Below are 13,643 nucleotides of genomic sequence, written 5' to 3'. Positions count from 1 at the left end.
CGAACGCCTGCCCCGATTGCAGTCGATTTGTCATGTCAAGGAACTCTACACCCTGTGAAGTGGCAATCAAGTATAAAACACTACTGCCTGATAGAACATTTGCTGGAAGCGGGGTGCAGGGCCGAATCAACGACCGGGACCGCAGGTAGTTCAGGCGACTCAAATACTGAGACTACAGTGTGGAGTGGTCGGGTCGGCCCGTTCACCTGCGCCACCTGATCTCGAACAGCAGCGCGAGTGCACACACGGTGTTCTGCGGGTGAGCCGTTCGTGTCTGGTCAGTTCCCGTATTCCCTCCTCGACTCGTTCTCGTTGGAGTTTCGACCGAGCCCGGCCGACAGTACGATAGCCGAGTAACACACACCCCACCCCACTTTTTCATACCAGATCAGCTGTCGTGCATTCAAACGGGTCCTTCCGATTGGTATGAAAAAGTGGGGAGTGGGCGCTACCGAATTCCCGGCCTTCGTGCTTCGGATCCACTCTACCCCATGTTCGCTGACCTTGAGCCACTCTCGAATTCCTCGGCGTCGCCTTGCAAGCAGTGAATCAGACGTTCTCGCTGGATTGAACCGGTCTCGCCGCGTAGTGGTACAGGATGTACGACCGGATCCTTGTCGCGACGGATGGAAGCGAGAACGCAGGACGCGCTACGCGTCACGCCCTCGAACTCGCTCGACAGCACGACGCCGAACTCCACGCCCTGTACGTCATCGAAACCCGGACGGGGTACGACAACGCAATCGTTGATCCGGAAGTCGTTCGGCAAAATCTCCGCGAAGAAGGGGAAGCAGCGCTTTCTGCCATCGAAGCGTCCCCTGATGCCGAGGTTTCGGTTACGACAGTGATTCGAGAAGGCGTTCCACACGACGAATTGCTTACCTACGCAGAAGAACAGAAGGTCGACCTCGTCGTCGTCGGTGCGAAGGGTCGCTCTGCGTTCAAGACGATACTGCTCGGCAGTACGACCGAGGCTCTCTTGCGGGCGGATACCGTCCCGGTTCTGGTGATACACGGCGAGACCGGAGACTGAGTTGGGTTCAGGCCCGACACCGTCCTCGTCACGTTCCGTTCGATGCGGTTCATCCAACGGTCGAGACGCCGTGCTTCCTCGTGGACTTGCCCGTCGACGCCCGCTCGAAGACGCTCTCTGCCGCACTCCCGGTGACAGACCATCGACCGAGCCAGTCGAACGCGCACCGCGGTGCGACTGGGACGGGGTCGCTGACGGGGCCGAGCGAGCCTTCCGGCGCGCCGTCGGCGAGTGGTGAAGACGGAAAAAGCTACGCAGAGCGAACGTCTTCGCAGTCGTGCTTGACAACCGACCCGTAGTCAACTATCCCACCCTAAGCGCCTTCGGCGCTTTGAGGATGGGGCTTGTCCGTGAACTCGGCCTCGAACCCTTCCGGGTGGGCGGTGAATCCGTCGCTCGGCGTCACTGTTCCAGACTTCAGGGCAAGTTGACTGTCGCCCGTCCGGCGAGACGACTGTTGGCCTCGACGGACGTACCGCATCCCAATATTCTTCGCCGCGTTGTAATCCGCGTTCGCTTCCGACTCGCACTTCTGACAGCAGAAGTGATTACGAGTCGGGCGATTCTCGTCGGCCGTAAAGCCACACTCGGTACACCGCTTCGACGTGTATGCCGAACCCACTTGCTTTACCGACACTCCAACCGCCTCGGCTTTGTACTCCACTTGTTCGTAGAGCGTTCTGAACGCCCATGTGTGCCCCCACGACGCACCCGTTCGGTCGCGGATGTAAGTCAAGTCCTCGAACGCAATTATGTCACAGTCGTATCGGAGTGCTTCGTCTACGATAGCGTTGGACGCTTGGTGGAGTACGTCACGGACGTAGCGAAATTCACGGCCACTCGACCGTTCGAGCGTCCGATGGGCGCTTCGCGTCCCGGTCTGTTGGAGTCCGGCACGCACCTTCTCGAACTCACGGAGGTCGTGAGCTAGCTCTCGCCCGCTGAAGAAGTACGCCGTACTGGTGACGGCGAGGTTTTCGATACCGAGGTCAACCCCGAGGACCGTTCCGTCCTCGGCGGTGTTCCGCTCAGCATCAGTCTTGTGGCGGCGGAATCCAATATGCAAGAAGTAGTCGCCGTCACGGGCGGTGAGGGTGCTTTCCGTAACGCTCCATTCGTCGGCGTCAAGGTACTGTCGTTGGTAGCCATCGTCGGCGTCAGGCAGAGCAAGGTCACATCGGATGCGACTCTCCGTGGTGGAGAGGGACACCGTATCATCGTCAAACAGTGTCAGTGTCCGAGTGTCGTATTTTACGGTCGGTGCGGTGAAGGTGGGTTTGCTCACCTTCTTGCCTTTTGACCGACGTTTGAGACAGCCGGTGATGGCTTGTGCGGCTTGATGAGTGGCGAGAATCGCGTGCTGACTACCGAGGTCGGTGTGTTCGCGCACGGTATCGTAGGCGAGGGGCTGTACGTCGCTTTTGGCGTTGCACTCGCCCCACGCCATGTCCGTGGCAATCTGGCACCCACGCTTCCACTCAGTAATAGTCTCTTCGAGGAGGTCGCGTTGCTCGTCCGTAACTTCGAGACGAGTGATTGCCGTCCGACGCACGTAGTCGTCTGCCACAGTTTCAATGTAGAGTTGTAGGTACTTATAGGAAAGTGTTTGTAACCGATGCGAACGCGCTCCTCCCCTCCCTACTCGCTCCCTTTGGTCGCTCCTTGAGGAAGGGGACTCCGCGCTACCGCTTCAGTTGAAGCCGTAGTGTTGGCCATGTACACCAACAGAAGCCTTATTAATTGTTGGTACTGTACACCAACATAGGTAGCATAGATGGGGACGACGGTTGTGTACGAAGACCAGGGGACGTTCGATGACGGGACCCGATACGAGATGATTGCGACCGCTGTCCCGAAAAGTGATGACTACCCAGACGGGATCAAGTACCGATTCCAGTATATGGCCGGTGACGGTCGAACCCTCCTGCGGTTCGACAACTTTCCAGACCACCCTGACGTTGACCGACATCACTATCACATGACAGATGGCGTGTACGACGACATCGAATACACCGGCCTCCAAGACCACGCCCAGAGGTTCTACAACGAGATGGACGATCGTCGCGAGCAGTGACCCACCATGCCAGACAAACCCAACAACGCGTCCGATGATACCGACGGAAATAGCGCCGACGAGGAAGCGATCGTGATGGACGATGTCGAAGCCGAGGCAAGCTTCCTCGAAAACCTCGACTCGAAGGACTACCCCAACGTGTTGCGGCTCACGTCCGAGTCCGAGGAGGCTCACCGACAAGGCTCGTTGGACCGACTCGAACGCTGGGAAAACAATGAGGAGGTTCCACACGTCGTCAACTTCGAGAATCCCAGTGATCTCCGGGCGCTACTCACCGACCGCCGTATCGAGCTCCTTCGGAGCGTGATGTCTGAACAGCCGGACAGTATCCGTCAGCTGGCCGACCGACTCAACCGTGATGTCAAGACTGTCCATAACGACCTTCAGGTCCTCGCCGAGTACGACATCGTTCATTTCGAGCAAGCGGGTCGAGCGAAGCGACCGTTCGTTCCGTACGACTCGATCGAGGTCTGCCTCGAAATATCGATGTCGGACCCGGCTGACGACGCGGCGCCAGCTTAGGGGCGCCACTCCGAGATAACGTTCGAGGAGTTGACGGACATACGCGACCGGATGCCGGGCGCAAAGAAGTTCCATGACCGAAAACACGCTACGCATCACGTTCGGTGAAGAAGAGGAGATAAAACAAGCGGCGCGGGAGCGACTACGTCGTGCCGAGGCGGGCGAAGTAGACGAGACGATCGAACAGGACGTTCGATTCGTTCTGAACTTTGAGACCTACGAGGACATCGAGCGGCTCATGCGTCCGTCGACGCTCGGGATTATCGAAACGATCGTGACGGAACGCCCGGCGAGCATCCGAGACGTGGCTGAGGAAGTCGAACGCGATTATCGGGAGGTCCACCGAAACCTTCGAGAACTCGAGGAGTTAGGCGTCGTCGAGTTCGAGGAGACGGGACAGCGGAAGCGGCCGATTCTCCGTGCTGGCACGGAGGAGATCGAGTTCTCCTTTCGCTTCCCTCGATCGTCCGTGTCGCCCACGGGAGCGTCGGCCTGACCGTTGCGGAGGCGAGGCGGTGGACGAAGTTATCGACGACGCCGACTTTCTCACCAAAACGACCGTCGACACGCTCGCCGAAACTCTCGATAGCGTAGTTTCAGGTGGGGCGTCGTTCCACCCACGAACTGCTTGAACCGATTGAGCACCGCCTTTCGAATATCATTCTTAACCGGAGGGACCCCCCTGCGTCCACATAATCCCCTACGCAGTGATGCGCTCCATCACAGCACCCAGCCGCTCGTTCTCCCGAAGGACGTCGATGGTCGTACCGAGATCAGCACCGAGTTCCCACAGATAGTGCTGCCCCCCCTGTATGCCCTTGTTTCGTTCCATTGCGTTCACGACACCTGCTAGATTGAGGTCTTGGAGATGGTCACGAACGCGCCGCATCGCGATCGATTCAGCACCAATCTGCGTGGTGATGTCCGTGTACTTCGCGTACACCTGTTTCGTGCGTGCCGGCGTCTCCCCATCCACTTCCAGCGAAACGACCGCGGTCAACGCGAGGTGATCCTGTGTGGTCAAATCCCGAATGCCTCGCTCGATGCTCTTGCGCTCGATGACTGCCTCAGCTTCCCGAACGTGTGATTCTGTCACGGTTTCGTCGCCGCCGTTCGACGCCAGTTCACCCGCCTTGTACAGATACCGAATCGCCTGCCGCGCTGAACCCTTGTCCTGCGCTGCCATCGCCGCACAGAGCGGAATTACGTCATCCGACAAAATACCGTCCTTGAACGCCTTCTCCGCACGCCTGATAAGGATCGATCGAAGTTCACTCGCATCGTAGGGAGCAAAGTGGATTTCCTCGTCACAGAGGGTGTCCTTGACTTTCGGGCTCAGATTGTCCCGGAACTCGAAGTCGTTCGAAATCCCGATGACGGATACCCACATGTCCTCCAGATGGTCGTTGGCGCGAGCCCGTGGCAACTCGTATAGAATGTCATCGTCTGTGCCAATCGAATCGATCTCATCCAAGACGATAATCACGGTTCCACCAAGCGCTTGCAGGTTCTCGTAAAGACGGTCGAAGACCGTCTTCTTATCGTACCCTCGTGGCTTCTCGCCTGACAGCTCTGCAACCAGGTTTGAGGCGACCTGATAGCTCGTATTGTCCTTGGCGCACGAATACCGAACGATAGAGAGGTCGATATCGTTATTGTCGGCGAACGCGCGCAGGTCTTCTAATTTGTAGGTGACACCGACGGTTTTTCCCTGACCAGTCTTCCCGTAGACGAACGTGTTGTGTGGGGAAGCACCTCTCGCCACGGGCGCAAGGGCATCGTGGAGATCATCTAGCTCCGTTTCACGCTCCGGAAGTTCCTCAGGTGTCCAAGAGTCGTAGAGAACCGTCTCGTCAGCGAAAATGTCTGTTTGGTCTGTGAACGACCGCGACATACGAACGTAATTGTGCACCCTGCTTATAAAACCATCGTGTCCGGAGCGTCTTCATTCTGAGAGAGCAGAATAACTACCCCACTCTGTCCGCATAATACACTACTGAATACACACGACGTAAGAGGCTCTTTACAACACAACCCGATCTCTTTCTCTATGAATTATGCGGACATGGTGGGGTGGGCCGTAGAGGTGTTTCACTCATCTTACTCCGTAACGATCTTCTCATCCATTTAGAGGAATACAGAGTGAGGGTACCCTATGGGAGTAATTATGCGGACGTGGGGGGGGGTCTCCCCGGCAGAGCAGCATACACCTTTTGCCGTAAGTACTGTGAAAAATTTAGTATCACGTCCGTCAAGGCGATGACGGCCACTATATTGTCGTTGCTACCGCCATCTCAGCCGCAAATCAAACGTCGAGTCGTGGACAACGACGAGGATCTCCACGTCTTCGCTGGCGAATCGACCTCTCCGTGAGCGAAGTCTTCTACTCAGCGTCCGTTTCGAGTGCGCGTTCGTACAGTGTGTCCGAGATCCAAAAGCCTGCCTCGCGGAGCGCGTCGAGTTCCGTTTCGAGGTCAACTTCTCCTCGGTCGGACGCGCGGAGGAGCATTCCCACGGCCCCGGTCACTGGTACGTCGTGTCGCGTGGCTGTCGCACGGCCTTCACGCTCGTCGATGAGTACCCGGTCCGCGTCGATGTCGATGGCATACGCGATGGCCGCGGCCTCCCCGCTATCGAGTTCCCGTTCGAACTCGGTTCGGAGATCGGTCGGCTCCAGCGATACGACCCGCATTCCGCCCCGGTCACGAAGCGCCTCGATACGGTCACGGCCGTCGGATCCCGCGGTGAGTTCAGTCCAGACAGCTGTCGGAACGACCACCTCTCCGAACTGGGATTCGATCAGATGAAGCCGCTCGACGAGAGCGAGATTCAACAGCGGTGACGTGTTCGAAACGAGTTATTCCAGCGCGTACTCGACATCGAGGGCCAAGTCTTCTTCAGTGTAGTGACGTTCAACCTTGCGCTCGCCGAGAAGCCGATGGAACTCCGCCTTCGAGAGACCGGCCAGTTCTCGCGCCTTACCGAAGGACAGGTATCCCTCCCGGTACAACGACACGGCGAGTTCCTGCCGAACGATCGGCTCACGATCCTCCGGCGGTGCCGAAATCGCATCCAGCACTCCGGGCGGAAGATCGATACTACTCATGCGGATACATTCGGGCCCGTGCTACTTAGTGGCTTCCTCCCCCCTACTCGCTCACCGCTAATGCGGTTCGCTCCTTGAGGTGGGGCTTCCTGTTTCCACGACGCGCTTTGCAGACACCGAATCGGTGTCCGTAGGGAGCACAGTCTCCACAGGCGTTGATTCGGGACAGCCCGTCCCTACCTGTTCGAGGCCGCGAGACAGAATACGGGGTCGCGCGGGACCGCCCGCGGGCCGCCGTCCGTGCACGCGTCGACGCCCGTCGGCAGTCCCGACGCGACCGTCGGCTCGAACTCGCTGTCGGCGTGGCGCGCGAACTCGCGGAGCGCCTGGAACGTATCGCGGAGCGACGCCGCGAACGTCCCCCCGGGCGAGTCGGACGCCCGCGGCGGCCAGGCGGCGTTCGTCACGGCGTCGAACCGGCCGACCGTCTCCCGGTACCACACGGGCTGTCCGGGGAGCGACCTGACGCCCGGCATCCCGACCTGCGCGACGATCCGCCGGTCCGACAGCGCCGACCGCAGCCAGTCGGCGAACGCCGGCAGCGACCCGTAATCGTCGCGGAGCCGGTCCCGGACATCCCCTGCGCGCTCCCCTCGGAGCGAGCGAACCGGCACGACCACTCCGGCTACCGCCTCGCCGCCTGCGCTCACGTCGGCGAGGTCGGGGACGAACGCCCGATGGTCGCCCGCCCCCGCTGCCCGCACGACATCCGCCACGAGGTCGACGTCCAGCTCGGTCCGGTCGAGGAAGGCAGCGAGCCGCCGCCGGCCGCCCTCCGCGGCCGGAAACTGCGTTCTGACGCGCCCGACCCTCGCCGCCCGGAAGGCGGCGCGGTGGCGCGTGGCAACGTCGTCGACGACCTGCTCGTATCGGCCGCCGTTCGGACTGCCGGCCATGCAGTCGCCCCACTGCCCGTGTCCGAGCTGGTAGGTCGCGGCGATGTCCGGGCCGTCGCCCCGCGGCTCCGATACTGTCTCGGTCCCGGTGGCCCGTCGCGTGGGGTCCGTCGTGTCGGTCGCCGCCGATGAATCCTCGCCATCGGACGACGGTTCGGCATCTTGGCAGCCGGCGACGAGCGGGGTGACGGCCGCCGTGAGCGCGAGCGCCGTCCGTCGAGTTACGTCCCGCGTCATTCGTGCGCAGTCTCACACGTCACTGACAAAACGCTGTGGGAGGAGGTCAACCCACGGCTAAAGCCGTGGGTTGTCGCCTCGCACTTTCTATAACGCTTGAATGGGAGTAGCGGAATGCTCCTTCAGTAGCAGTTACTGACACTCCGGGTTTCAGTCCGCAGGTTGTGTTTGCCCGGATGGTGACATTCCCGGTAGACTTGGCACTGAAAGATCAACTCGTCGGAGGAGTTGTGCGTTGATCGCCACTATCACCGTACTGAGCGACATTAATAGAGCGCCGACAGCCGGTGAGAGAAGGATCCCGATCGGTGCGAGAACGCCCGCTGCGAGCGGGAGCGCAAACACGTTGTACCCCGCTGCCCAGACGATATTCTCCTGCATCTTCCGGTAACTCGTCCGGCTGAGCTTCACCAGCCGGACGACGTCCATCGGGTTGTTCTGGACGAGGATGACATCCGCCGATTGAACGGCGACGTCCGTCCCGCTGCCGATAGCGATCCCGACGTCCGCTCGGGTTAGTGCAGGCGCGTCGTTGACCCCGTCGCCGACCATTCCGACGAGCTTTCCCTGATCCTGCAGTTCCTGTACGTTCTTGTCCTTATCCTCGGGCAACACCTCCGCGAAGACGGTGTCGATACCGAGTTCGGCGGCGACCGCATTGGCCACGTCCTCAGAATCGCCGGTCAACATCGCCACCTCGATGTCCAGATCGTGGAGCGCGTCGACGACGGCGTAGCTTTCCTCGCGGATCACGTCCGCCATGGCGAAGGCTGCGATCAGCTCTCCATCCCGGACGAGGTACACGACCGTCTGTGCATTCTCGCCTGCTTCGTCGGCGAACGTCTCCAGCTCCGGCGGGACGTCGACATCGAGATGGGAAAGGAGGTTCGGCCCGCCGACGTAGATCTCCTCTCCATCGACAGTGGCCCGAACGCCCCGGCCTTTGATCGCCTCGAAATTGCTGGCGGCTGGCGCATCGATCCCGTGCTCGCTAGCCGCTTCCCGGATTGCCCGGGCGATCATATGTTCGGAGTCGGATTCGACGGCGGCAGCTAGTTCGAGTGCCTCGCCCTCGTCGACGCGATCGACGGTGGCTATCCCGACGACTCCGTGTTCACCTTCGGTGAGCGTCCCGGTCTTGTCGAAGATGATCGAGTCCAGGTTCCGCGCTTCCTCCATCGCGATGCGGTCGCGGATGAGCATCCCGTTGCGAGCGGCGAGCGACGTGTTGATCGCGACGACGAGCGGAATGGCGAGCCCGAGAGCGTGCGGACACGCGATGACCAGGACCGTGACGACACGTTCGACGACCGTCGCATCGAACGTCGTCGCGACCGTCCACGCAATGCCTGTCACGATAGCTGCCCCGAGTGCGACGTAGAACAGCCAGCCGGCAGCGCGGTCGGCGAGTGCCTGCGTCCGTGATTTGCTTGACTGGGCCTCCTCGACGAGACGCATGATCCCCGCGAGGGTCGTGTCATCGCCGATGGCATCGATTCGGACTCGAAGACTTCCATCGCCGTTGACGGTCCCCCCGATCACCTCGTCACCGGGCTCCTTGTCGACGGGTTTCGACTCGCCGGTGATCATCGACTCGTTGACGCTGGAATCCCCCTCCTCGACGACGCCGTCGGCGGGCACGCTCGCACCCGGCCGGACGAGGATGCGGTCTCCCTCCGAGAGCTCGTCTACCGGTACTTCCTCCGTGCCCCCCTCTTCGGTGATTCGCTCGGCGGTGTCCGGCATGAGCTTCGCCAGTTCGTCAAGCGCGCTGGAGGCCCGCCGGACCGACCGCATCTCGATCCAGTGGCCCAACAGCATGATGTCGATCAGCGTCACGAGTTCCCAGAAGAACGCCGACGTGGTCGGGAAGATGACGCTCGCGAGGCTATAGACGAACGCCACCGAGATAGCCATCGAGATGAGTGTCATCATCCCCGGTTCCCGGTCTTTCAGTTCCGGGACGGCCATCCGGAGGAACGGGACCCCACCGTAGGCGAACACGATGACGGCGAAGACGGGATTGATCCACTCACTACCGGGGAACGCCGGGACCGAGAAGTTCAGCCAGTCCTGAAGCGCGTCGCTATAGAGGAGTACCGGGATCGACAGAAGCGTCGAGACGAAGAACCGACGGCGAAACATCCGCTCGTGACCCTCGTGCATGCCACCGTTGCCGTCATGATCCCCGCCGTGTTCGTGGTCTCCAACCCCGTGGCCTACGTGGTGTTCGTGTTCCTCCGCAATTGCCTGTTCGGCGTCGCCGGCGTCTTCTGCCTCGTCCGCAAGCATCGATTGCTCAACCCGTGATTCGTCCGCCCCATCGGCGCTCTCGTCGTCTGCTGTCTTTCGGTGTCCGTCATGAGGGTGTTCGTCAGATGCCCCCGCCTCATCGGACGAACGGTCGTGGTCATCCATCGGTGGTCAGTGGGCAAGAGTACAGGGCCGAGATTGATGGGTTTGGGGGCTTTCGGGGAGGTTCCTTAGTGATTGTCGGCACCCGGCCAGCGTCGTGCGTCCGACTCGACGAGACCTAACAGATGGCGTCGGCGAGCGTCTATCTCCTGCAGCGAGGCAGTAAAGGTTTCATCCGGAACGGTCGGGATCCCATCGTTGCGTAGGTGTTCGAGATCCGGGGCCGGTGGTGGCCGTGACGCTGGTTCGACGAACGCCTGTCCGAGCGTATCAAGATAGTTCTGGACACTCGACCGAGCTTGCCTGATCGCTGGTTCACCCGGGCGGTGTTCTGGAGCGACGCCAAACTGAAGGACGGTCAGCGTCTCGTCCAAGATAGTGATGTTCGTCGTCGGTGCCTGTGACGTCTGGGGCGTGAAGAAGTAGTGGAGGATCGGGTAGGCTTTGTGATTTGCCGTGAGTGTGTCGAGCTGGCTTGCGATCGTGTTTAACGGCAGCTCTAACCCCTGAAACCCGTCGCCGTTCCAACTCGTTTCGAGTATCTCCGAGGGATGTGCACCGAGTCCGTTGATGCCGCTTGCGAGTGAGCGTTTCTGGGTGACGGCACTGAGGACATTGAGGACATACGTGACACTGAGCGTGACAAAGAGCATCCCGCTGGCCGTCATGAGTGCGGTCGCGACCTGCCAGATCCCGCCGTTCGGTGTGAAATCCCCGTTCCCCATCGTGAACACCGTGTATCCGACGAAGTAGAACCGTTCTGTCCAGGAAATCGGGCCAGTGCTCCGCGTATCGATGAGACTCCCCTCACTGCCTGCGAACAGGAACGTCCACCCGGCCCAGAGGAGTGCGATCCACATGATGAGTCCAAGGACGAGGATCAGCGGTCCGGAAAGCGAGAGCACACGGGGGCGCTCTCCGGACACGGTCTTCAGCGTCTTCCAGGTGCTGGACATCACCAGGGACGTAAGAGGACCGGCACCGCCCTCGACCCAAAGCGTCGTCCAGAGGATGTCGATGATGGCCAGCACAAGTAAGAGTGCGCCGACAGCGAGGGGGACCGGATTCATGTTACCTGCCTTTGGAAGCTGCAACCAGTACACTGGCAGACACTAACGGTGGACTCACCGGAAAAACTTGCAAGGTCGGGCCGGCGCGAATGCTGACCACTCACGCCTTAGGGTTCGTCTTCAAGACGGAAAGTCGTCTCTGGCAATTCGCTGGATAGACTTCTTCGGCGGTACTTTCCACGAGGCGGAGAGCATCGGATTGCGGTATCTCCGTCCCAACCAATGTGGGGTTGACGGAAACGCAACCCTGGGTGTGCGATTGAGCAATCGGGCGCTAAACGCGAGCGGTGACTGTGAGTCACCTGCCTCTATTTCGGCCAGACGGGAGTCTACGCTGACTTCCACCGCTTTAACGCTGGGTCGCTCAACGCTCACTTCCGACTCGACGGGACCCCTCGTAAAGAGCCGGCAGTCCGAGCGGGAGGGCCAGTATGCCGAATCCGATGAGTACGTACTCGTTTCTACGTGTTTGCTGGAACATGAGGACTGTCGCGACGCCGCCGAGAAGCGCGATCACGAACGCTGCGTTGCTCCAGATGGCGTCGTAGGTCGAACAGTACAGCCAGCAAACGAACGTGTAGGCCGGAGCGTTCCAGGTCGGTGGCTGGAGCTTCGGCCAGAAGAACCGGCAGTACGTGGTCCAGCCAAGCATCGCAACCGTCGGCAACGCAACGAACCACACCGCTTTCCCACGCTCCGAGTCGCCGTATCGTCGATAGCCGGCGAGGAACAGGGCGGGAAAGCAAAGGACCCACAGCCAGATGCCGACGGTGTAGGTGACCGGCCAGTGTTCGATTCTCGGTTGCTGGAGTGGAAGTCGCAGTGATTGCGGGAGTGTTGCCCAGGAGAACGACGGGTCCGGAACGGGATTCGTGAACAGAGAAACGAGACAAAGGACTGTTCCGATGAGGAGTCCGTACAGTCCGAGCGTTGTGTATCGGTCAAGCCAAGTCGGGAGGGACGAACGCGCCGTCGTGTAGTGGTCGGACGTCTTCGTCATTCCTTGGATTCGTTGGTTCGCGATTAGGTGTCCCGTTCGAGCGCCTCGCGTCGCTGTTCGTATTCCTCGTCGCTCAACTCGCCACGAGCGTAGGCGAGCCGAAGTTCTTCGATCGCCTGGTCCGTGTGACTCTCACCCCCTGTGGCCGCTCGGTAGAGCAGGTACCCACCACCGATGAGGGCAGCGAGGAACAGGAGCTGCATCACGATGCCGACGATGAACATCCACCCTGACATCGTTCCGCTGCCCCACATTCCACCGCCCCCCATCCCACCCATCATCGGCCCGAATCCGATCAACCCGAAGCCCATGAAGACCATCGGGAGGACGACGAACGCACCGAGAAGTATGAGGAGGATCGTGATCAGCCGTGTATCGTCTGTATTTGTAGCCATATTGTGTTCCCTCTCTGCGTTTGGCTCCAACTAGTAGTACGTGCCCACTATTCAATGCGGTTTCCCCTTCGAACCGCAGGTTCACCAGCCCGTATACTTTCAAATCCTTACTAAACGCGTTGGTATGGGGATCTATCTGAACTCTGCCAACTGAAATAGTGGTGTGTGTCTATTCCTCAGCGGCCTGCTGCATATGTTACTACCCTTAAACAAGAGCATTTGCCCGGTAGGAAACAGTGGGGGTAGATGCTAACTAGTTCCCGGCCTTTTCACTCCGAACCCACTCTCCCTGTGCTTGTTAACTCCGATTCCATGATATCTTGCACGTTGTGGATCGTCTCTATTGGTTTTGGAACCAATAGAGTTATTGCGTTGGCCTCTGTACCAATAAGCGAGGATGGGATCGCTGACCGACGACGACCTCGATGGCATAAGCGAAGGGGAGAAGTACCCTGACGGGACCGTCGTCCGCGTGTTCTGCATGCGGACTGACCGTGATGCGTATCCGTCTGGGTGGGCCTACAAACTCCATTACGGTGCAACGGAGCCGAACCCTCCCCACACGCTTGACGATGGGACAATTCGCCGATACGATAATTCACACGAGGACACGAAAGGACACGAACTGCATGTTGCACCGGACCCCAACCCAGACAGTATCACGTTTCCCGGCATGATCGAACTCTGGGAACGGTTCTGGAGCGAGATCCCGAAATCCGCGTTCGAGGTCAAGTGAGACCATCACACCACGGTGACACCCATGAACGATACCACGCCGCCACTGCATCCACTGGAGCGCGAACAGCTTCGATCCGAATCAACCCTAGTCGTGACTGTACAGTCGTCGCGCGAGTTTCACGACGACGTTACCGAGGGCATTGAGACACTCAAACGG

Annotated in this window: 14 protein-coding genes and 1 pseudogene; 5 read left to right on the top strand and 10 right to left on the bottom strand. The window is 59.9% G+C overall.

The annotated features are described in order from the left end of the window. Positions 1-598: 598 nt before the first annotated feature. On the top strand, positions 599-1,033 hold the full coding sequence (locus D8896_RS03520) for a universal stress protein (RefSeq protein WP_121820710.1): 435 nt from the start codon (positions 599-601) through the stop codon (positions 1,031-1,033). 313 nt (positions 1,034-1,346) lie between these two features. On the opposite strand, the gene D8896_RS03515 is transcribed toward D8896_RS03520, so the two are convergent. Then, a complete protein-coding gene (locus D8896_RS03515; RefSeq protein WP_121820709.1) occupies positions 1,347-2,600 on the bottom strand; it encodes an RNA-guided endonuclease InsQ/TnpB family protein in 1,254 nt (417 codons plus the stop codon). 222 nt (positions 2,601-2,822) lie between these two features. Here D8896_RS03515 and D8896_RS03510 point away from each other — a divergent pair, with 222 nt between their 5' ends. From D8896_RS03510 to D8896_RS03500, 3 genes are all read left to right on the top strand, one after another. Beyond that, positions 2,823-3,107, top strand: a complete 285-nt coding sequence (locus tag D8896_RS03510) for a toxin-antitoxin system TumE family protein (RefSeq protein WP_240451994.1) — start codon at positions 2,823-2,825, stop codon at positions 3,105-3,107. 6 nt (positions 3,108-3,113) lie between these two features. Beyond that, positions 3,114-3,629 (top strand): HVO_A0114 family putative DNA-binding protein, encoded by a 516-nt coding sequence (locus D8896_RS03505; protein ID WP_121820707.1) that lies wholly within the window; start codon positions 3,114-3,116, stop codon positions 3,627-3,629. Positions 3,630-3,702: 73 nt separating this feature from the next. Further along, the gene (locus D8896_RS03500; protein WP_121820706.1) at positions 3,703-4,125 is read left to right on the top strand and encodes an HVO_A0114 family putative DNA-binding protein; all 423 of its coding nucleotides are present in this window, start codon (positions 3,703-3,705) and stop codon (positions 4,123-4,125) included. A 204-nt stretch (positions 4,126-4,329) separates the two neighbouring features. Here the strand turns inward: D8896_RS03500 and D8896_RS03495 are convergent, their stop codons facing one another. The 9 genes and pseudogenes from D8896_RS03495 to D8896_RS03455 form a co-directional block, all read right to left on the bottom strand. After that, positions 4,330-5,523, bottom strand: coding sequence for a Cdc6/Cdc18 family protein (locus D8896_RS03495; protein WP_121820705.1), 1,194 nt, complete (start codon positions 5,521-5,523; stop codon positions 4,330-4,332). 489 nt (positions 5,524-6,012) lie between these two features. After that, complete coding sequence (locus D8896_RS03490; protein ID WP_240451993.1) at positions 6,013-6,462, bottom strand: DUF3368 domain-containing protein; 450 nt, start codon at positions 6,460-6,462, stop codon at positions 6,013-6,015. Between the two features lie 24 nt (positions 6,463-6,486). After that, on the bottom strand, positions 6,487-6,735 hold the full coding sequence (locus D8896_RS03485) for a UPF0175 family protein (RefSeq protein ID WP_121820703.1): 249 nt from the start codon (positions 6,733-6,735) through the stop codon (positions 6,487-6,489). 43 nt (positions 6,736-6,778) lie between these two features. After that, positions 6,779-6,939: pseudogene (locus tag D8896_RS19815) on the bottom strand (RNA-guided endonuclease TnpB family protein); the annotation flags it as partial. After that, positions 6,912-7,868, bottom strand: a complete 957-nt coding sequence (locus D8896_RS03475) for a hypothetical protein (RefSeq protein WP_121820702.1) — start codon at positions 7,866-7,868, stop codon at positions 6,912-6,914. The gene D8896_RS03475 and the pseudogene D8896_RS19815, both read right to left, overlap by 28 nt. A gap of 150 nt (positions 7,869-8,018) precedes the next feature. Continuing rightward, positions 8,019-10,286 (bottom strand): copper-translocating P-type ATPase, encoded by a 2,268-nt coding sequence (locus tag D8896_RS03470; protein ID WP_375137050.1) that lies wholly within the window; start codon positions 10,284-10,286, stop codon positions 8,019-8,021. Between the two features lie 65 nt (positions 10,287-10,351). Continuing rightward, positions 10,352-11,353 (bottom strand): potassium channel family protein, encoded by a 1,002-nt coding sequence (locus D8896_RS03465; protein WP_121821188.1) that lies wholly within the window; start codon positions 11,351-11,353, stop codon positions 10,352-10,354. Between the two features lie 364 nt (positions 11,354-11,717). After that, positions 11,718-12,353 (bottom strand): hypothetical protein, encoded by a 636-nt coding sequence (locus D8896_RS03460; protein ID WP_121820700.1) that lies wholly within the window; start codon positions 12,351-12,353, stop codon positions 11,718-11,720. 23 nt (positions 12,354-12,376) lie between these two features. Next, positions 12,377-12,748 (bottom strand): SHOCT domain-containing protein, encoded by a 372-nt coding sequence (locus D8896_RS03455; protein WP_121820699.1) that lies wholly within the window; start codon positions 12,746-12,748, stop codon positions 12,377-12,379. A 397-nt stretch (positions 12,749-13,145) separates the two neighbouring features. Between D8896_RS03455 and D8896_RS03450 the strand changes: the two genes are divergently transcribed. Further along, positions 13,146-13,484, top strand: a complete 339-nt coding sequence (locus D8896_RS03450) for a toxin-antitoxin system TumE family protein (RefSeq protein WP_121820698.1) — start codon at positions 13,146-13,148, stop codon at positions 13,482-13,484. The last annotated feature ends 159 nt before the right edge of the window (positions 13,485-13,643 follow it).

Source organism: Halostella salina (genome assembly GCF_003675855.1).
Lineage (GTDB): Archaea > Halobacteriota > Halobacteria > Halobacteriales > Natronoarchaeaceae > Halostella > Halostella salina.
This window is presented reverse-complemented; position numbering and strand designations above follow the sequence as displayed.

What these genes read in the sequence shown, in the direction of transcription:
- D8896_RS03485 (WP_121820703.1), bottom strand. Translation starts at nt 6,735, where the DNA reads ATGAGTAGTATCGATCTTCCGCCCGGAGTGCTGGATGCGATTTCGGCA.
- D8896_RS03450 (WP_121820698.1), top strand. Translation starts at nt 13,146, where the DNA reads ATGGGATCGCTGACCGACGACGACCTCGATGGCATAAGCGAAGGGGAG.
- D8896_RS03470 (WP_375137050.1), bottom strand. Translation starts at nt 10,286, where the DNA reads ATGGATGACCACGACCGTTCGTCCGATGAGGCGGGGGCATCTGACGAA.
- D8896_RS03455 (WP_121820699.1), bottom strand. Translation starts at nt 12,748, where the DNA reads ATGGCTACAAATACAGACGATACACGGCTGATCACGATCCTCCTCATA.
- D8896_RS03495 (WP_121820705.1), bottom strand. Translation starts at nt 5,523, where the DNA reads ATGTCGCGGTCGTTCACAGACCAAACAGACATTTTCGCTGACGAGACG.
- D8896_RS03500 (WP_121820706.1), top strand. Translation starts at nt 3,703, where the DNA reads ATGACCGAAAACACGCTACGCATCACGTTCGGTGAAGAAGAGGAGATA.
- D8896_RS03475 (WP_121820702.1), bottom strand. Translation starts at nt 7,868, where the DNA reads ATGACGCGGGACGTAACTCGACGGACGGCGCTCGCGCTCACGGCGGCC.
- D8896_RS03465 (WP_121821188.1), bottom strand. Translation starts at nt 11,353, where the DNA reads ATGAATCCGGTCCCCCTCGCTGTCGGCGCACTCTTACTTGTGCTGGCC.
- D8896_RS03505 (WP_121820707.1), top strand. Translation starts at nt 3,114, where the DNA reads ATGCCAGACAAACCCAACAACGCGTCCGATGATACCGACGGAAATAGC.
- D8896_RS03520 (WP_121820710.1), top strand. Translation starts at nt 599, where the DNA reads ATGTACGACCGGATCCTTGTCGCGACGGATGGAAGCGAGAACGCAGGA.
- D8896_RS03460 (WP_121820700.1), bottom strand. Translation starts at nt 12,353, where the DNA reads ATGACGAAGACGTCCGACCACTACACGACGGCGCGTTCGTCCCTCCCG.